Annotated in this window: 20 protein-coding genes; 2 read left to right on the top strand and 18 right to left on the bottom strand. The window is 45.8% G+C overall.

Annotated elements, in window-relative coordinates; translation table 11 throughout:
- Positions 1-25 precede the first annotated feature (25 nt).
- The 6 genes from AS030_RS07710 to AS030_RS07685 all read right to left on the bottom strand — a co-directional run bounded on the left by AS030_RS07710 (position 26) and on the right by AS030_RS07685 (position 5,075).
- A complete protein-coding gene (locus tag AS030_RS07710) occupies positions 26-1,300 on the bottom strand; it encodes an ammonium transporter (RefSeq protein WP_061970171.1) in 1,275 nt (424 codons plus the stop codon).
- A complete protein-coding gene (locus AS030_RS07705) occupies positions 1,297-1,707 on the bottom strand; it encodes a hypothetical protein (RefSeq protein WP_061970169.1) in 411 nt (136 codons plus the stop codon). The genes AS030_RS07710 and AS030_RS07705 overlap by 4 nt, the downstream gene beginning before the upstream one ends.
- Before the next feature lie 371 nt (positions 1,708-2,078).
- On the bottom strand, positions 2,079-2,999 hold the full coding sequence (locus AS030_RS07700) for a dihydrodipicolinate synthase family protein (protein ID WP_240482223.1): 921 nt from the start codon (positions 2,997-2,999) through the stop codon (positions 2,079-2,081).
- A 230-nt stretch (positions 3,000-3,229) separates the two neighbouring features.
- A complete protein-coding gene (locus AS030_RS07695; RefSeq protein ID WP_061970164.1) occupies positions 3,230-3,718 on the bottom strand; it encodes a DinB family protein in 489 nt (162 codons plus the stop codon).
- A gap of 45 nt (positions 3,719-3,763) precedes the next feature.
- Complete coding sequence (spoIIP, locus tag AS030_RS07690) at positions 3,764-4,912, bottom strand: stage II sporulation protein P (RefSeq protein ID WP_061970162.1); 1,149 nt, start codon at positions 4,910-4,912, stop codon at positions 3,764-3,766.
- Positions 4,896-5,075, bottom strand: a complete 180-nt coding sequence (locus AS030_RS07685) for a hypothetical protein (RefSeq protein ID WP_061970160.1) — start codon at positions 5,073-5,075, stop codon at positions 4,896-4,898. Before AS030_RS07685 ends, spoIIP begins: the two co-directional genes overlap by 17 nt.
- Before the next feature lie 183 nt (positions 5,076-5,258).
- Between AS030_RS07685 and AS030_RS07680 the strand changes: the two genes are divergently transcribed.
- Complete coding sequence (locus AS030_RS07680; protein ID WP_061970158.1) at positions 5,259-5,561, top strand: HNH endonuclease; 303 nt, start codon at positions 5,259-5,261, stop codon at positions 5,559-5,561.
- Positions 5,562-5,595: 34 nt separating this feature from the next.
- On the opposite strand, the gene AS030_RS07675 is transcribed toward AS030_RS07680, so the two are convergent.
- Positions 5,596-6,315 carry a YebC/PmpR family DNA-binding transcriptional regulator gene (locus tag AS030_RS07675; RefSeq protein ID WP_061970155.1) on the bottom strand — a complete coding sequence of 240 codons (720 nt, stop codon included), beginning with the start codon at positions 6,313-6,315 and terminating at the stop codon, positions 5,596-5,598.
- A gap of 141 nt (positions 6,316-6,456) precedes the next feature.
- Here AS030_RS07675 and AS030_RS07670 point away from each other — a divergent pair, with 141 nt between their 5' ends.
- Entirely contained in the window at positions 6,457-7,575 is a 1,119-nt protein-coding gene (locus AS030_RS07670) for an NAD(P)/FAD-dependent oxidoreductase (RefSeq protein ID WP_061970153.1), read from the top strand.
- A 57-nt stretch (positions 7,576-7,632) separates the two neighbouring features.
- Here AS030_RS07670 and AS030_RS07665 read toward each other — a convergent pair whose 3' ends face one another.
- The 11 genes from AS030_RS07665 to AS030_RS07615 all read right to left on the bottom strand — a co-directional run bounded on the left by AS030_RS07665 (position 7,633) and on the right by AS030_RS07615 (position 19,023).
- On the bottom strand, positions 7,633-9,321 hold the full coding sequence (locus tag AS030_RS07665; protein WP_061970151.1) for a long-chain fatty acid--CoA ligase: 1,689 nt from the start codon (positions 9,319-9,321) through the stop codon (positions 7,633-7,635).
- 43 nt (positions 9,322-9,364) lie between these two features.
- Positions 9,365-10,144 (bottom strand): enoyl-CoA hydratase/isomerase family protein, encoded by a 780-nt coding sequence (locus tag AS030_RS07660; protein ID WP_061970148.1) that lies wholly within the window; start codon positions 10,142-10,144, stop codon positions 9,365-9,367.
- A 21-nt stretch (positions 10,145-10,165) separates the two neighbouring features.
- Positions 10,166-10,945: an SDR family NAD(P)-dependent oxidoreductase gene (locus AS030_RS07655; protein WP_061970146.1), complete on the bottom strand. Its 780-nt coding sequence runs from the start codon at positions 10,943-10,945 to the stop codon at positions 10,166-10,168.
- Positions 10,946-10,957: 12 nt separating this feature from the next.
- Complete coding sequence (locus tag AS030_RS07650) at positions 10,958-12,724, bottom strand: acyl-CoA dehydrogenase family protein (RefSeq protein ID WP_061970144.1); 1,767 nt, start codon at positions 12,722-12,724, stop codon at positions 10,958-10,960.
- Positions 12,724-13,497 (bottom strand): 2-phosphosulfolactate phosphatase, encoded by a 774-nt coding sequence (locus tag AS030_RS07645; protein WP_061970141.1) that lies wholly within the window; start codon positions 13,495-13,497, stop codon positions 12,724-12,726. Before AS030_RS07645 ends, AS030_RS07650 begins: the two co-directional genes overlap by 1 nt.
- A gap of 38 nt (positions 13,498-13,535) precedes the next feature.
- Complete coding sequence (locus AS030_RS07640) at positions 13,536-14,594, bottom strand: phosphotransferase family protein (RefSeq protein ID WP_061970138.1); 1,059 nt, start codon at positions 14,592-14,594, stop codon at positions 13,536-13,538.
- Between the two features lie 28 nt (positions 14,595-14,622).
- Positions 14,623-15,042, bottom strand: coding sequence for an acyl-CoA thioesterase (locus AS030_RS07635; protein ID WP_061970135.1), 420 nt, complete (start codon positions 15,040-15,042; stop codon positions 14,623-14,625).
- 27 nt (positions 15,043-15,069) lie between these two features.
- Complete coding sequence (locus AS030_RS07630; protein ID WP_061970133.1) at positions 15,070-15,849, bottom strand: enoyl-CoA hydratase; 780 nt, start codon at positions 15,847-15,849, stop codon at positions 15,070-15,072.
- On the bottom strand, positions 15,849-16,733 hold the full coding sequence (locus tag AS030_RS07625) for a 3-hydroxyacyl-CoA dehydrogenase family protein (protein ID WP_061970131.1): 885 nt from the start codon (positions 16,731-16,733) through the stop codon (positions 15,849-15,851). The genes AS030_RS07630 and AS030_RS07625 overlap by 1 nt, the downstream gene beginning before the upstream one ends.
- A 26-nt stretch (positions 16,734-16,759) precedes the next feature.
- Positions 16,760-17,326 (bottom strand): TetR/AcrR family transcriptional regulator, encoded by a 567-nt coding sequence (locus tag AS030_RS07620; protein ID WP_061970129.1) that lies wholly within the window; start codon positions 17,324-17,326, stop codon positions 16,760-16,762.
- An 80-nt stretch (positions 17,327-17,406) separates the two neighbouring features.
- Positions 17,407-19,023 carry a long-chain-fatty-acid--CoA ligase gene (locus AS030_RS07615; protein WP_061970126.1) on the bottom strand — a complete coding sequence of 539 codons (1,617 nt, stop codon included), beginning with the start codon at positions 19,021-19,023 and terminating at the stop codon, positions 17,407-17,409.
- Positions 19,024-19,047: the final 24 nt, after the last annotated feature.

Raw genomic sequence — 19,047 nt, 5'->3', positions numbered from 1 at the left:
AAAGGCGTTTTTTCTGCCACAGGCATTAATCTTCTTCTTTGTAATGGAGGTAATTGCTCTCATACTTGATAAACTCTTGTTCCTGAAAGGCGGCTACCATGCCGTGGTAGCTGATATCCAGCCCCACCTCTTCTTCCTCTTCGGTGGAACGGACAGGAATCCATAGCTGAATCAATTTCAAACCTAACCAGGTTAATACAAATCCCCATGTGCATAGGACTAAAAGGCCGAGTACTTGAACCCCTAGTAAGTGCCAACTTCCTGTTGTAAATAATCCATTATCAGTTGCAAACAGGCCAACGGCAATCGTTCCCCATATCCCTGAGGCTGCATGTACAGGAAACGCACCAACGGGATCATCAATCTGTTTGATTTCCAGCCAGTGGGTCGCAAACAACATCACAAGTCCGGAAACAACACCAATTAATATCGCGAATGAGTCACTGACAAAGGCACATCCGGCAGTTATTCCCACAAGTCCTGCCAGTGATCCATTAATGACGGAAGGAGCGTCAGACCGCTTGTAGCGAAATAGTGTAAAGAGCATCGCTGTCGCTCCTCCTGATGCTGCAGACAACATGGTTACGATAGCAATGTGGCCAATCCTGGCATCCGTTGCGCTCAACGTACTTCCTGCATTAAATCCAAACCAGCCGAACCAAAGCAAAAAGGCTCCCACCGATGCTAACGGAAGGTTACTAGGCAACGAGACTGTACTCATCCCTTGAGGCGTGAATTTCCCTTTCCGTGGTCCGATAAACATCGCGGCTGCCAGTGCTGAAAAACCGCCAAGTGCATGAATGACGCCTGATCCAGCAAAATCCTGCATTCCGAGTTTGCCAAGCCAGCCTCCGCCCCAGACCCAATGTCCGGCAACAGGGTAAATAAAAATGGTCATAAGGATGGCATAAAGAATATAAGCACGAAAGTTGATTCGCTCCGCGACAGCGCCGGATACGATGGAAATAACCGCTATAACAAAAGCTGCCTGAAACAGCCAAAATGTATCCGTAGAAATTAAAAAGTCCAAATGGGATAAATCCCCTTTAATCATGAAACCGTTGGTTCCAAGTAAACCGAATGCGTCTTTCCCATACATGAGTCCAAAACCGATCAAATAAAAGCAAAGGGTGCCAATGGTAATATCCGCAAATACCTTCATAATGATGTTGACATTATTTTTGTGACGTACAAACCCCGCTTCAAGCAACGCGAAGCCGCCCTCCATCAAAATAATCATGGCCGCCGTTAAGACCACCCATATGGTATCAATTCCTGTATTTAATGTTTGTATCGTCATGATGAAAAGTTCCCCATTCTATGATTATTTCTTACTTCTCTAAAAATGGACGTTGATAGCGTTATTTCTTCCCTGTGTTCTTCCTGCAGAGAGCGTATGGAATGATTGAGTTCAAAAAGTCCCTGCTTTAGACGCTCAATCTGCTGTAACGGCTCTTTTACATGAGCGATATATTCAACAGCCTGATGATGGCTCGGCGAACGGCCGGTAAATAATTTTCTCATGGGGGACAGCGATTGATAGAAGGTTTCCTCGGCATTTTTCTTTTGTACGTATTTATTAATCTTGCTTTTAATTTTGTCAATCTCTTGTTCTTTTTTCGTGCGAATAAAGTGAAGTATCTCCAGTAATTCAGTTTCCGCCATATGCATAATCACATTTTGATTGAGCTCATCCTGTACGATCATGTAAATACCCCTTACAATTCAATGTTATATTTTCTAACATTATATCGAAAGAGTTTCTGTTCCGTCAATAACCGAATGTTAAGAATATTATTGTTCTTGGATTCTTAAACATCAAAAAAGCCTGATTTTTCAACTTAAATGCTGAGAAATCAGGCTTTTTTCGTTCAGATATAGAAAATTTATATCACATATTTTTAATTTACTGGTCACTGTACTTAAACACATATCTTTCATAGAAAGCTTTGTTGTAAAAACAGGTCTCGCCTATGTAAGGAACTGATTAGGGATGGCTAAATTTCATCAATAAACGCTCGCGATTTCATAGGATTATCCGAGAAATTGGGCTTTTCGCATTTGCTCGAGGCAAATGATTATTTTACTAAAACTGCCGATTCATCCAGGAGCTGTGACAGGAAGCTTTTTATTTGTGCTTTCTTCTCCTCATTTAATGGCCGTGCAGGTGCCAACACATCCGTCGAGATATCAATCCCGCGCAGAGCAATCGCCTCTTTGGCCACATTCACAAACGGAGAGTCCAGTTTATACAGTGAAAGGGTTGGTGCCAGTTTTCTGTGCAATTTAATTGCCTTTTTGTAATCTCCTTTCTTAAACGCCTGGTAGATACCAACAGAGAATTCCGGTACAAATGAGGCGGTAAGAGGGATCGAACCATCTCCTCCCAGAGATAAGGTATTAAGAAAATGATCGTCATAACCGGAGAACACCGCAAAATCTTCTTTATATGACTTAACGGTATAAATCATTTCCCTAGTATGTCCTACAGACTCTACTGTTTCTTTAATTCCGACAATATTGGGATACGCTTTCACCAGCCGGAGTACAAATTCTGGCGAAAGGTCCTGTCCGGTAAGACCCGGAAAGTTATACAACAAGATTGGCAAATCAATAGCTTCAGCGATGTCGGCATAATGCTTGAAAAGGTTCTCCTCTGTAAGAGTCCAATAGTATGGATTAATGACAACAATGCCATCTGCTCCCGCATCCTTGGCATGGTGACTTAACTCAAGGGTGTCCATTGTGCTTGGGGTCCCAGTTCCGATTAATACCGGAACCCGTCCATTGACATAACGGATAGCAAAGGCTGCGACTTCCTTTCTTAGTGCGATTGGCATCTGGCTGAATTCTCCGCCGGATCCAAGAAAAAATAACCCATCAACCTTTGATTCAATTAAAAAGTCGATAAGTGCTCCCATACCCTTTTCATCTAATTTCCCTTTATTATGAAGGATGGTTGGAATTGGCGGGATCACTCCCTGGAATTTTACAGGCATTTTCATCTCTCCTCTTTCGTGTGCTGGTTGGACTTAAGAAATATCAACTGAGCTTGTTATGTAATGACTATTTAATTGTTCTATAATATAAAACTCAGTTTTGCATATCGTAAATTTAGTGTACCACTTTTTCAGAAATATTTGAATTATGACGAGAGGTATGATGAAAATATTTTTTATTCATTATTTATTTTATATATTACAAATACGGTACGTGAAATTATTTCATTTTAATCCACTCCCAAAACATCTGTATTTGGCGGTTTCATCCCCAGCTGCCGCATCATCGCCATGACTTGTCCTTTATGATGAAATTCATGAGTCACTGTATGAAACAACAACTGTCTTGGCGTCATGGAAAGAGACTCCCCGGTATCTCTCCACGGGATGATTCTATTGACAGGTTCATCCATCCTTCCGTCATACTCACTCCAAATATCTTTCACGTAAAGATCAACTTGTGAAAACCTTTCCCTGATGTCGTTCAGGCTCATCTCCTCAAATTTGTCTTTTGGAGTGAGCGGTGTTTTGGTCCTCAGCAAAAGAAAGGAGCCCAGCCAGGCGTAGTAGCAATCTGCTGTATGAACCAGTAGATTGCGGATCGATGGATAGCCAAATCCCTCCACGTTTGCAGTCAGCATTTCGGTTGTCAGGTTACCGCAAACGTCCAGCATAATTTTTCTTGTCTGTTTCACCCATTCATATTCAATCGTTTCCATATCTTCCTCTCCTTTGCACAAATAAAGAGCTGAAAATTCAGCTCTTTATTCTTTCTTTCTTTCCCCGCCGTTAACCTTCTCTGCTTGCCAGTAAAAGTCGCCAAACACATCGGCAAACGCGTCGGTGGTTCGATACAATTCACGGAAGTCATTATCAATGCCGCCGATTTCAATCAGCATGGCATTATTGGAAAGATCCTGGTTATAAATGCCGTTTCCTTCATATTTGTTTTTGATGATGACCCCCCTGCTCAGGTGTGGATATTTTTGGTTGACCCGGCGGTTGAGCTCTTCGGCAAGCTGCAAATTCTTTTGAAACGAAGGATGCTCCCGGCCAACGATAAAACAAATCCTCGCATAATCCTGGTTTTTGATGGAGATCGTTGTCAGCTTTCTTGGCTGCGAATCGCGATGAATATCAACGAAATAAGAAAGCCTTCGGTTTTGGGCAATAGCCTGCTGGACGGTTTCTCGCGAGAGAGCATAGGCCTTGCCTGTTCCCCATTTCCTCGCGTTTAGCTTTTCTCCGACATTTGACGTATCATGCGATGCCCCGATTCCCCGCGTCTCTAAATCCTGTTTTAGCCGGTCCCCGACAGAAATGATGTTGGTCTTCGGATCCGTGCTCGTGAACTTTCCGCCTTTTAACACCGGTCTGAATGATTCATAGCTGTGGGAATGGTAGATATAAACAACTTGTCCTTCCGTGTTTTGCTTAGGAGGCGGAAGATTCTTTTCCGGCTGCTCCACTTCCGCGTTCTTTTCGTTCGGTTCATTCGGCTGCAATACCTCTTGCAAAGGAAGCGTAGGCTCGATTGGCAGCGTGGAATAATTGGTTCCTTTACCGGCAATATAAATTTCAGAATCAAAAATAGCAAAGCCCGGCAGCTCCGAACCGAGAAGGCTGCGGGGATCTCCCGGCCGCAGGCTCGTCATGAGCTGCAGCATCACAGAAGATAGAGCCGGCGGCTTGCTTTCTTTAGGCAGCACCTGCGTATAGTACGGATTCTCTGAACCAATCGCATACACCATCGCTTCAGCGGTAAAGTTATTGAACCATTTCTTCACAATAGAAGATGAAACATCAAACTTGAATTCAGCGGATGAGATAAAACCGGCAATAAAAAAAAGAAGAATGCTCAAGAGAGAAATCTTCAAACCTGTTGAGAAAACCCGATTATTGCTGTTTCTCATCCCATTCCTCCTCCTTAATCTCAACGGCCATATACACCAGACTGGCCATAATTAAGCCGGTTATAAAAAAGCTGACAGTAAATAACGGCGAGAGGTACAAATAACTGTAAACGGTGGTAACGATCATCATCAGCAGCCAGAAGTAAACTTCCTGAAGTCCCATGTCATTTCCCTTCTTCCATTTCGTTTCTAGTAAACTATATTCAGATTGCGAGAGTTTATTCTGAATTTGACAGAAGTTTTTCAGCTGAAAAACTTGCTAGTTTCATGGGTCTGAGCCAAAAGCGTTTATTTTTCACAAAAATGGGTGACATAGTTAAGAAGAGAAAAAAGTGAGGTTGTAGCCATGCCAAAAAATGCGCTTGGAACGTGTGAATTATGCGGGAGAGAAAACGCAGAAACGACAATACACCATCTGACTCCAAAGGAAATGGGGGGCACATTTAAACCGACGTCCTCCCTTTGTTTGCCCTGTCATAAGCAAATCCATGCCCTTTACACCAACGAGGAGCTGGCGGCACGACTAAATACTATTCCTCTACTCAGAGAAGATGAAAAAATAGGAAAATTCATTAAATGGATCAGAAAACAACCGGCTTCGAGGCTGATCCGAACCCGGAAATCAAGAGAGCGAAAAAGGAGAACATAAAAAAGACCTTGGCTATCAAGGTCTTTTACTTTCATTATTCGCCCAAATCAACGTTATGGTACACCTGGCGGACATCTTCCAAATCCTCGAGTGTATCGATCAGCTTTTCAAACTGCACCTGTGAATCTTCCGGCAAGCTTACATCGTTTTGTGCGAGCATGGTCAGTTCAGCCGTTGTAAAGTCGGTTACGCCTGCCTGCTTGAACGCTTCCTGAACCGCGTGGAACTGATCCGGTTCCGCATAAACGATCACAGCATCATCTTCTTGTATGATATCACGCGCATCGACATCGGCTTCAAGAAGAATTTCCATTGCTTCTTCTTCCGTTTTGTCTTCGATTCCAAAAACAGCCGTTGCATCAAACATATAAGCAACCGATCCGGACACTCCCATGTTTCCTCCGTTTTTCGTAAAGGCAGCGCGAACTTCCGCTGCGGTACGGTTCACGTTATTGGTCAGCGCATCGACGATCACCATCGAACCGTTAGGGCCGAATCCCTCATAGCGCAGTTCATCATACGTCTCATCTGAACCGCCCTTCGCTTTTTCAATCGCACGGTCAATGATGGTTTTCGGCACGCTGTATGTTTTTGCACGCTCCAGCACGACTTTTAATGCCTGGTTGGATTCAGGATCCGGTTCGCCCTGCTTGGCTGCCACGTAAATCTCACGGCCAAACTTAGCGTAGACCCGGCTTGTATTTGCGTCTTTTGACGCTTTTTTTTCTTTAATATTGTTCCATTTACGTCCCATTATGTTCCACTCTCTTTCAACTTCGTTTTCATTCTGTCAAAGTGTTCAACATCTCTTATTATACATAAAATGGACTTTTTTCTCCATGAAAGGATTCGGTTATAATAAAAGAGGAATTTTCTAAACAAAGGATGCTGATTCATGCAAAACATTATTATTATCGGCGGCGGAATTCTTGGTGCCTCTGCGGCTTATCTGTTAAGTAAACAAAATGTGAAGGTTGTGCTCATTGACCGCAAAGACAGAGGACAGGCAACCGATGCGGCTGCAGGCATCATTTGTCCGTGGATCTCTCAGCGCCGGAACAAAGCATGGTATGCTCTTGCGAAAAATGGAGCAGCATTTTACCCTGAAATTATCAGCCAGCTTGAAGCAGATGGAGAAGTTGACACCGGCTACGCCCAAGTAGGGGCCATCAGCCTGCATCAGGACGAAGAAAAGCTGCTTAAAATGAAAGAACGCGCATTGAAACGAAAAGAAGATGCACCGGAAATGGGAGAGATTACACAATTAACGCCAGAAGAAACAAAGCGGAAGTTTCCTCTCCTGCCTGATGATATGGGGTCGGTTCATGTAAGCGGAGCTGCCCGCGTTGATGGCCGGGCACTTCGGGATGCGTTAATTCGCGGTGCGGTCAAACACGGGGCACAACATGTTCGGGATAGCGCTTCTCTGCTATTTACGGGGAAAAAGATAACCGGAGTTCAAGCAGGGGAGAAAACGTATGAAGCAGAAACTGTGATTATTTGTGCGGGTGCCTGGACCAATGCATTGCTCGAGCCACTTGGCATGAACATGAAGGTCACCTTCCAAAAAGCACAAATCGCCCACCTGAATATTTCGGAAAAAACAAATTCCTGGCCGGTTGTCATGCCGCCTAGTGATCAATATGTCCTTGCATTTGATCATGGGAAAATTGTAATCGGAGCTACACATGAAAACGATCCTGAGGGTTATGACACCAGGATTACTGCCGGCGGATTGAATGAGGTTTTTGCAAAAGGAATAGCCACTGCTCCCGGTCTGGCAGATGCGGAATTTTCAGAAGCACGCACCGGCTTCCGCCCATTTACCCCCGGTTTCCTGCCGGTCGTAGGCCCGATTCCCGGATGGGAAGGCTTGTTGTTTGCTAACGGGCTTGGCGCTTCCGGACTTACCATGGGGCCGTTCATCGGAAAGCAGCTGGCCATGCTTGCCCTCGGACAGGAGCCGGACCTCGATCTTTCTCCCTATAACGTACAAGGAGCAATGGAAATGTAAGAAGACAGCGGTTTTTGTCCGCTGTCTTCCCTTGTAATGCCTGAACCGGTGCAAAAACTACTTAGACGCTGAAATAGATTCCCTTTTGGACTTTTCTTCTTCCTGCAGCTTTCTCCAAAGAATTTTGCCGCTGGCCGTTGTTGGAAACGATTCTCTAAACTCAATGGTTCTCGGGCATTTATAGGCAGCCATGTGCTCTTTGGACCAGTCAATGATCTCCTGTTCCGTTATTTTCCCCTTGTGTTCTTCCTTTAAAATAATGAAAGCTTTTACCGTTTCTCCGCGTTTCGGATCAGGAATGCCGACTACGCATGCCTGCAGTACAGCAGAATGGTCGTAAAGGAGAGATTCCACCTCGGTCGGCCACACTTTAAAGCCCGAGGCGTTGATCATCCGTTTCACCCGGTCCACCATAAAATAATAGCCTTCCTCATCAAAGCGTCCTATATCTCCTGTTCTGAAAAAGCGTTTACCGTCTTTTTCAAAGAAGGCTTGCTTCGTCTCTTCCGGACGGTTGTAATATTCTAAAAACACTTGCGGACCGGCCACGACGATCTCCCCGATTTCACCAACTCCCAGCTCTTTTAATGAAGCAGGGTCCACGATGCGGGCGTCCACATCAAATGAAGGAATACCGAGACACTGAAGCTTTGGCCGGTCAGGCGGATTGAAATGCGTATGAGAGATCGTCTCGGAAAGGCCGTACCCTTCAACAAACTTCACCCCTAGAAGCTGATAAAGTTTTTCTCCCACCGCCTTCGGAAGGGCCGCTCCTCCTCCTGCGATGCTCGACAGTGACGAAAAATTATAATCCATAAGGTCAGGATGAGACAGAAAGTCGATCACCATTGTGCTGATGCATACCCAGTGGCTTACGCTCTCGGATTGAATGGTTTCTGCAGCCGCGTTTCGGTCCCACCGGGTGAGCACAGCGATTTGGGAACCTGCAAAAATGGGAGCATGCATACTGTGAAGCATCCCCGTCACATGAAAAAGTGGAAGCGTCGCAAGGTGAATGCTGTCCGACATGGTGTTCATCCAGTTCACCGCACCTGTAACATTGGCCTGTATCGTCCGGTTTGTATGTACACAGCCTTTTGGCAATCCTGTTGTTCCAGATGTGTAAGGCAGACAAACAATATCATCCGCATGGCCCTCATAGTCAGAGGGAGGGATTTCCCGATCAAGCGCTTCTTGCCAGCAATGATGGTTTTTACGGTTCACCGGATGCCGGCTTTCCAGGACAGAAGCTGGAACATGGTGAGAGATTCTTTCGCTGCTAAGGTAATCAGAATATGCTCCGATTAAAATCTGCTGCAAGGAAGTGCCTGATAAGAGCGGCTGAATCTGGGGATATAGCTCCTGGCTTACAATCCCGGCCGCGATCTTACAGTCTTTGATATAAAACTCCAGCTCATGCACCGTGTTCATCGGATTTAATGGGACTACAACCGCACCCGCCCTCATGATGGCATAACAAGAGATGATGTACTGAGGGGAATTTTGCATAAACAGCATGACACGGTCACCCTGCCGAACGTTCAGTTCCTGCTGCAGATATCCGGCAATATGATCCACCTGCTGTAGCAGTTTTTCATAGGTCATGCTGGCTCCGTAAAAAGATAATGCCGTTTTCTTTGGATACCGGCGTGCGGAAACGAGCAAGTTATCATACAGTGTTGTTTCAGGGACAGTCAGCGTTTTGCTGACTCGTTTCGGCCAATAAGGATAGTGGCTTGTGTTCATCATGACCCTCCTGTCAATGGTTCATCCTGCATGCGTTTTACATCTATTTGCCGGTAAATACAGGCTGCCTTTTTTCTTTGAAGGCCGAAATGCCTTCCTGATGGTCCTCTGTTGTGATCATCAGCGTTTGGTTCAGCCGTTCCTGCTCCAGCACCTCCTCAAGGGTAGACTGATAAGAAGCATCAATCAGCTTTTTCATTTTTCCATACGCTCCAACCGGACCGTTGGCAAGTTTTGCTGCCAGTTGACCCACTTCCTCTTCTATTCGCTCAAGCGGCGACAAATAGTTGATCACCCCTAGCTGATAAAGCCGTTCGGCAGGAATCGGCTCTGCGCTGAAAAAGAACTGCTTGGCAAGGTGAGGACCGATCAGTTTTGGCAAAAAGTAAGATCCTCCTCCATCCGAAATCAAACCCACCTGTGAAAAGCTGAGCGCAAATTTGCTGTTCTCGGCTGCAACGATCAAATCGCACGCCATCGCGAGATTAAATCCGGCTCCTGCCGCAAAGCCATGCACAGCCGCAATGATCGGAATCTCGGTTTCTTTCATAGTTAAAATACACCGGTTCAGCTTACCAATATGTTCATAAACATCCTGTGGTGTAGCCTGTCCCATCGTTTTTACGTCTCCGCCCGCACTGAACGAACGGCCGGCTCCTTTCAGGATAATCACCTTAATTTCACCAGAATTCTGAGCCTCTCTCAGAGCTTCTGTCAAACTTGTAATCATTTCCTCACTGAATGAATTCAAGCGTTCCGGACGGTTTAGTGTTAGTGTTAAAATCGGGCCTTCCGCTTCAATTACTAGATGATCTTGTTCCATACAAATTCCTCCTGCCATGTTTTATTTAATAAGCCAGCCGCCGTCGGCCAGAACATCCGATCCGGTCATATAGGAAGCCTCACTGCTCGCGAGAAAAGAGATGATGTTCGCAATCTCCTCGGGCTTGCCGATCCTTCGCAATGCCGTATTTTTTTCAATCGCTTTGACGAATTGTTCGTTTTCGAGTCCTTCCTCGGTCAGTGGTGTCTCGATAAATCCTGGTGATACCGAGTTCACCCGTATACTGTAAGGGGAAAGCTCCAATGCGAGTGCTCTTGTAAAATTGATCACCCCTGCTTTGGCCGCACTGTAATGGGGGATATGTGCGCCAGCCTGATGCCCTGATAAGCTGGCAATATTCACAATGGCACGGTTGGCTTTGTGTTCGTTTTCCGTTTTTACACCTTTGATCATCACTTTGCCAAGAATGCGCGAAACGAGAAAGACACTTTTTAAGTTCGCGCTTTGCACGTAATCCCATTCAATGACTGGTGTGTTCAGGATGGACGTCTGGCTGCTGCCGCCGGCATTGTTCACAAGAATGTGCAGATCACCGAAACGAGTTTTCACATATTCTGCCAGTTTTTCCACATCTTCTTCTTTCGTTACGTCGGCAGAAGAGATTTCCGGCTTCTGGGCTCCGCTTATTTTGCTGATTTCTGAAGCGGCAGCTTCCAGTTTGGACACCGTTCTTCCAACAAGGAGAACCGTAGCTCCGCCTTCTGCCAGTTTGATCGCTGCTGCTCTTCCAATACCGCTTCCTGCCCCTGTTACAAGTGCAATCGAACCTCCAAATTTCATTGTTTGTCTCCTTTAGCAAATATAGCCATTGGCATCATATAGTTTTTCGGCAATCATCCGGTTGCGTTTTATTCCTTGACCATAAGAATGACAGCGGTTACACGATTGAACAACAAGCAAGTGCAGCTGCTGTGCTTTTTCTCCCTCGGCCAGTTCCAGAATCAGTTTCCGTGTTAGCTTTTCAGCTTCCCACAAGCTTTCATCAAGCAGAGTCTGTGACAGAGCGATTTTAAGAGATGCATGTTCTTCCCCGTTCTGCTTTGCTTCCTTCATGGTGCGAAGAATTGCAGACTCTGCTGCATAGGTGAGAATGGCGAGATCGGCCAGCATCATCAAAATTTCCTGCTCATGCATAAGCTTTTCACCGAAACGCTTGTAGGCCAGTCCGGCTGAAAGAAGATACAGGTGCCGAAGTGTTTCCACGCTTTTTTGCATATCGTCTTTCTCATCATCGTTCTCCTTCTCCAGATAACTAGCAGCCTCTCGGAGAGCTGATTCTAAATCCACCTCGCCCTTCATTGCCTTTCTAAAAAAGTGGGTAGGGATCAGCAGGCGGTTAATCTCATTGGTCCCTTCAAATATCCGGTTGATCCTGGAATCCCTGTACAGCTGTTCCATGCCATATTCCTGAATGAACCCTGCTCCGCCATGCAGCTGCAAGGCTTCGTCTGCCGTCACATCGAGAGTTTCCGACCCGTACACTTTGCAGATGGCACATTCCGTGGCATACTCGCTCATCGCGGTTCCCACTGTTTTTAAATCCGCATGTTCATCAAGGCTCCCAAGCGCATCTTCGAGCAGATGGGCGGTTCGGTATTGCAGTGATTCTGCAGCATAAAGCCGGGCGGCAAGCTTGGCAATTTTTTCTTTGCTGGCCGCAAAATCGGCGATACGCTGTTTAAACTGTTTGCGTTCCTGAACAAAATGGACCGCTTTTTTCAAACCGTGTTTGGCTGCACCCATGCACGCCGATCCAAGATTAAATCGTCCCAGATTTAATACGTTCAAGGCGATGACATGACCTTTTCCTACTTCACCAAGAAGATTTTCTGCAGGAACCCGGCAATCTTCAAAAATGACCGAACGGGTGGACGAGCCTTTGATTCCCATTTTGTTTTCTTCCGGACCAAGTGACAATCCGGGGAAACTTTTCTCAACAATAAAGGCTGTGAACCTCTCTCCATCTACTTTCGCATAAACGATAAACGTATCGGAAAATGCCGCATTTGTAATATAAATTTTTGTTCCGTTCAGGATGTAATGAGTACCTTCCTCATTAAGAACAGCGGTTGTCTTGGCGGCCAGCGCATCGGAACCGGCGTTTGGTTCAGTAAGGCAATAGGCACCGATGTATTCACCGGATGCCATTTTCGGAAGATACTTTTCCTTCTGCTCCGGTGTGCCAAAATAAGTAATCGGCAGCGTCGCAATGCACGTGTGATTGGAATGGGCCACACCATAGCCGCTGGAGTGGCCGATCGCCTCCCCTACAATGCCCTTGCTGATTTTATCCAGTCCAAGACCACCATAGCTTTCCGGTATACTGTGGGCAAGAAGGCCAAGATCCCCAGCTTTTTTCAGTAGAGAGATGATTTTTTTAAAATCTTGCTTTTCAATAGGATCCCGGAAAGGTTCCACTTCTTTTTCAATAAATTGCCGGGCGGTCTTCTCAATCATCCGGTGCTCACCGGAAAAGTCTTCGGGGGTAAAAATGTCTTGCGACTCCATCCCCTTTAACAAAAATTGCGATCCTTTGATTCTCGTTCGGATACCTTCCATCATATATCCCTCACTTTTCTAATCTCGGATTGAGAAGCATGCTCCTCTTCCAGCAGGGCAGTCCCGTTTTTCATCACCGCCAATACCGATACTGTATTTGCAGTGGCAGCAAGCTGCAGATCGTCAAACAGTCCGTGCCTTTCAAAAAGTTTCCCCACAGAGGAAGAGGACAACAGTTCAGAGGCTTTGTACGGGTTTCCCAAAAACAAATAATAGGCCATTTTGGCGGCATCACTCATATTTAAGCTCTTTTGCGAGAGGTCCAATAAGGAGTGGATAAGGTGTCCGGCTCCGTACACGTCTTCAAGACTGACCTCCCCTGCATTGCCTGAACAAATAATCACAATCGTGCTTTCCTGGTGACAGTCCAGGAGCTGCTGTGCCGTTCTTTTATTGTTGAGAAGAGATGAAATATAAACAAACTCCGCTGATTCCGCTTTCTTAAGCGCAATCGTTCCGTTGGTTGTAGAGAGAATCAGAGATTTGCCCAGAACGAGCGGAGAAAGCATGGTCGGGCTTGGATAGTGAAAGTGTTCAATCGGTCGGGCGTCACGTTCTCCAGCTAATATGAAGTTTTCGTGTTTGAGAGATTGAGAGAGAGAAAACGCTTCATTTTCATCCATAACAGGAATAACTTCCTTTGCGCCTTCGTTCAAGGCAGAAATGATGGTTGTTGTGGCGAGAAGCACATCAAGTACAACCGCCACTTTTCCATTCTCTCTTAACCTCTCTGCATTGATTTCTTCCTTTGTTAACAGCACATGTACCTTCATCTTTTCACCTCTTGTATCACACGCTTTTTAATTCAACCCTAATTCCGAAACGCCGTATCTGATGCGTGCAGTATCAAGCTTTTTACAAAATGGTGAAAACCGGAAAAGCGGGAGTCACGGGTCTGTCCTTTACGATAACGGTAATAAATCTGCTGGCAGATGACGGCCAGCTTGAAATAGGCAAAGGTCAGGTAAAAAGAAATCGAGCTGACATCTCTGCCGCTTAGACTCGCATAATCCTCAATAAACTGATTCCTGGAATAAAAGCCTTTCATGACCGTAACGGAAGGTTTTCCAAGCCCTGTTTTTAAAAGCTCTGGGTCATCTGCTTCCATCCAGTAGCTCAAAGCAACGCCAAGATCAGCGAGCGGATCGCCAACCGTGCTCATCTCCCAGTCAAACAAACCGGTCATTTCATTAAGGTTTGCGTCAAACATGCTGTTGTTTAGTTTATAATCATAGTGAATCAAACAGGCTTCAGTGTTGTCCGGAATGTGGGAAGCGAGCCACCGTGTAAGGTGATCCACTTTGGGAATATCCTCTGTTTTTGAACGTTCATATCGGGAGATCCACCCGTGTACCTGCCGTTCCATAAAACCCTCCGGCTTGCTGATGTTTATCAGCTCTGTTTTTGTATAATCAATGCTGTGCAGCCGGACAAGCTGCCTCACCATTTCTTGGGAAATATGTGTACATAAGCTTTCTGTGGCATTCACATCTTCCGGAAAAGCCGAATCCACTACAATCCCGCGCTTTCTTTCCATAAGAAAGAATGGTTTTCCGATCACTTCCTCTCCTTTTGAAAAAAGAAGGGGCTTCGGCGCTGGAGAATAAAGTTCATGGATTACAGACAAAATTCTGTATTCCCGTTCCATGTCATGCGCTTTTGGCGCAACAGGACCAAGGGGCGGCCGCCGCAGAACCGCTTCCCAGCTTCCCATTTTCAGCTGATAGGTTAAATTGGAATGTCCCCCGGAAAATTGCTGTATTTCCAAAGGCTCCTCCGGCAGATCGTGTAACGACCGGTGAAGGAACCGCTCAAGTGTTCCTGTATCGAGCTCTTCTCCACTTCTGACCGCGATCGTATCCTGACTCATGTGTTTCCCTCCTCAATCCGAAAATGAATTAAGATTCCGATTCAACCGGCAGCCTCGCTGCATGACGGGTCAGGGCCGCGCGCAATTCATCGGGAATGATTTCTGTCGTTTGGGCTTTAAAATCGAAGTATACAAGGGTGGCGCTCCCTTTGGCGACCAGTTCCTTCGTCTCTTTTCTCCGGACTTCATGCGTGAGAACAAAGCTCTTATTGCCGACAGAGGAAACACTGGTATCAACGGTGAGCTTATCGTTGAAATATCCTTGTGTCTTAAAATCACACGTGGTGGAGGCGAGAATGAAATTCCATTCATCCGTACTGACCCCAAAACCGAGAGATTCAAAGAACTTTACTCTGGCCTCCTCAAGGTAAATAAAATAACTGGTATTATTAACGTGGCCTAAAGCGTCCGTTTCACAAAAGCGTACAGTCAGATCAATGGTATGCATACCGTTCTCTCCTTATTTGTGTGCTTCTTAACGATGCATAAATGCGGGTTTTCGCTTCTCAAAAAAGGCTTGCACCCCTTCTTTGATGTCTTCTGTCTGAAACACTTCCTGAAAAAGAGAAGCTTCCAGCTCAATGCCTTCAGTTAATGGTTTTTCCAACCCTTCATCCACGGACCGCTTGATTCTCGATAAGGCCTGCAGTGAATGGCGTGTAATCTTGGCAGCAAGCTTTTTCGACTCATTGAGCCCCTCGCCGGATGGAACAACATGATTGACAAGTCCGATTCCGAGAGCCGTCTCCGACGTAACAGGTTCACCGGTAAACATCATTTCCTTTGCTCTTGCTACGCCTACGAGACGCGGAAGCCGCTGTGTTCCCCCTCCTCCAGGAAACAATCCGAGCGTCACTTCAGGCAGACCGATCTGTGCATGCTCTTCAGCAATTCTCATATCACAGGCAAGTGCCAGTTCACACCCGCCGCCAAACGTCAGGCCGTTCAATACCGCAATCGTTGGCTTAGGAAAGAAATCAATCCGGTTTAGAATCATATGAACATCCATAACATAGCTCTTCATGTCCGGATTACCCATCAACTGTGGAAATTCTTTAATATCTGCTCCTGCAACAAAGGCCTTCTCTCCGGCTCCAGTTACTATTACAGCTACCGTTTCTGGATCTTGTTCCAATTCCATGAACACATCATCCAGTTCCTGAAAAACTGCTTTACTCAAAACATTCAGAGGCGGATTTTGAATGGTGATAACCGCCACCGCATTTTCTTTCACGACATCAAGGAATTTTCCCATTATGATTTCACTCCTTCTTTTTTGTATGTGTACCAGCCTTGTCCTGTTTTTCTGCCCAAATGCCCTTGCTTCACCTTTTCCTCGATGCAGGCAGCCGGCTTGTCCTCCGGGTTACCTGTTTCCTTATAACGCTGCTCGGATACGTAATATCCAACGTCAATCCCCGACAGGTCCATTAATTCAAACGGCCCGATCGGATGGTTAAGCGCCTTTCGGCAGATGATGTCAATGTCCTTAAAATCCGCGATTCCCTGTTCATACAAATTCAGAGCCTCTTTTTGTAAAGCACCCAAAATCCGGTTGGCGATGAAACCGGATATCTCTTTTTTGAGCAATACCGCTGTGCGGTTGATCTTTTTGCAAATATCCATGGCAAGCCGGGCAGTTTCTTCTGACGTTTTCTCGCTCATTACTACTTCCACGCAATCCATCACAAGTGGTGGAAAGAAAAAGTGCATGTTTACAACTTTATCCGGACGGCCGGTTTCAGACGCGACCAGACTGTTGACGATCGTCGAGCTGTTGGAGGCAAAGACGGCATGAGGCGGAGCCAATTCATCCAGCCGGGCAAACACATCCCGTTTGACCTCCAATTTTTCCACTACCGCTTCGATAACAAAATCGGTATTTCTGACGGCATCTTCAAAATTGCTTGTAAATCGCAGCCTTTTGAACGCACTCTCCTTCTCTTCTGCTGACAATCGTCCCTTGGATACCCAGCGGTCCATAATGTCATGCAGTTTGCTTTCCGCTGACTTAAGGGCTGGTTCATTGATATCCTGAATCACGGTTTCAAATCCTCCAAGCGCACAGAGCATGGCAATCTGGTGCCCCATCTGGCCGGCTCCCAACACGGTAATTTGCTGCAAATCTTCCACTCTCATTTTTTAGCCCTCCTTGTAATCCTGTATTATTGATTGGCAATGCCGTTGAGCATCATTTCAACAAAAATTCCAGCCACTTCTTTTTCAGACAGCTCCCCGTCCGGGTTATACCATTGGTAGCTCCAATTGGCCGCACCAAGTACTCCGAATGTGACGATGGACGGATTCAGATCTCCGCGAAATTCCCCGCGTATGATCCCTTCCTCTATAAGCTTTTCAAGATTAAAGCGGAAGCGGTCCCGCTTAGGCACAATTTGGGAAAGTCGTTCTTCATTCAGGTTTTTGATTTCCCGAAAAAACACCTTGGCGCTCGCGCCTGCCTGTCTGATACTGCCGATCAAGGTATACACCATTTCAAACAGCTTTTGTTTACTCGTCATTGAAGAATCTTCGAGAATTTTCCCTTGCTGAAACAACAGTTCATCAATATACCCATTGTGAATGTTCATCAGCAGTTCCTCTTTGCTGGAAAAATAATAGTAAAACGTTCCTTTTGTTACGCCAAGCGCATCCACGATATCCTGGATGGATGTTTCACTGAATCCATTTTTCTCAAATAAAGAGATGCTGCATTCAGTAATTTTTTCTTTCATGTTCGTATCCTCACAATCTTTTTTGTTTACAGAAAAAATTAGGCATCCTGCTTTGTTCTCTTATTTTTCATCTCCTGTTCTTATTGATTTGCTTGAATTCTTGCTTCATCCCGAAGAGCTCTTCGTAAGATTTTTCCCACATTCGTTTTGGGAAGCTCACTTCTGAACTCGAAGAGATGAGGAACTTTATAGGCGGACAGGTTTTGTTTGCAATAATGGAAGATATCTTCTTCTGTCGCGCCTCTTCCTTCTTTCAGTACAAGAATCGCCTTCACTTCTTCGCCCCGGTATGGATCGGGAACGCCAATCACCACAACTTCCCTGACCGCAGGATGTTCATAAAGGACTTCTTCAACCTCTCGGGGATACACATTGTAACCGCTCGCAATAATCAAGTCCTTTTTACGGTCCATAATATAAACGTAGCCATCTTCGTCGATTTTGGCGATATCCCCTGTATACAGCCACCCATCCCGCAGGGCATGCTCGGTTTCTTCCGGCATGTTCCAATACCCTTTCATAACTTGCGGGCCTTTGATAATCAGCTCACCGAGTTCACCGGTTTCTACCTCCTTGGTTCCCGAACCCAGATCTACCACCCGATAGTCTGTTGAAGGCAGCCCGATTCCCACACTCCCTGCTTTCCTGTCGGCAAAGAGAGGATTGCAATGCGTTGTTGGTGACGCTTCCGACAACCCGTAGCCTTCCAAAATAGCCGAACCTGTTTTTCTCTCAAACTCCTGAAGCAATTCCACCGGCATGGGGGCACTTCCGCTGTTGCATACTTTAATAGAGTCAATCGAATAGTTTTCGGCCAGGGGATGATTGGTGATGGCCACGTACATGGTCGGCACACCGGGAAAGACAGTAGGCTGCTCATTTTTGATTGTTTCCAGCACTTCCTCCAGATCAAACCTTGGAAGCAGGATACTCTCGGATGCTGTGTATACGGCCATGTTCATACAGGAAGTCATTCCAAACACATGAAAAAGAGGAATGACCGTTAAATACTTTTCCTTGCCGATTTCCATAGTAAGTTTAAAAAACTCATACGATTGCAGTACATTGGCGACGAGGTTGCGATGGGTCAGCATGGCCCCCTTGGACCTTCCTGTCGTCCCGCCTGTATACTGTAAAACCGCTGTTTCATCTGGAGAAACGGGAATTCTTTGAAATGGGAGATCCCCTTTTTGCAAAAATTGATAGAAAGAGGGAACATCTTGCAGATTTGGCTGATGATCAAAACTTACCGAAATTACCGTTTTTAGCGAAAACAACTGTTCAACCTTGTTGACCTGGTCAACAAGCGGTTCATAGACAATCATCATCTCCGCACCGCTGTCTTCGATAATATGCAGCAATTCCCGTTCAACAAGCATCGGATTCACCTGTGTGACAATGCCGCCTGCGGCAAGGATTCCGTAATAGGCAATGGTATATTGCGGGCAGTTTGGCAGCATGACGGCCACCCTGTCCCCCTCCTTCAATCCTTCCTTTTGCAGGGCTGAAGCGAAACGGTGCACAAGATTCTGCAGCTCTTTATAGGTAGATTTATGACCATAAAAGGACAAGGCAATATTGTCGGGATACTTTTCTGCTGTATGTTCAAGAAGCTGTGGAATGGTATACTCGGGAATCTGAATCTCTGGCTGAATGGTTTTGGGATAATGGCTTTTCCAGGTATTTACCTCACTCATTATTCACCCTCCAGAAGATAAAAT

Source organism: Fictibacillus enclensis, assembly GCF_001457035.1.
Taxonomy (GTDB): domain Bacteria; phylum Bacillota; class Bacilli; order Bacillales; family Fictibacillaceae; genus Fictibacillus_C; species Fictibacillus_C enclensis.
The sequence above is the reverse complement of the archived record's forward strand: the minus strand, read 5'-3'. Positions and strand labels throughout refer to the sequence as shown.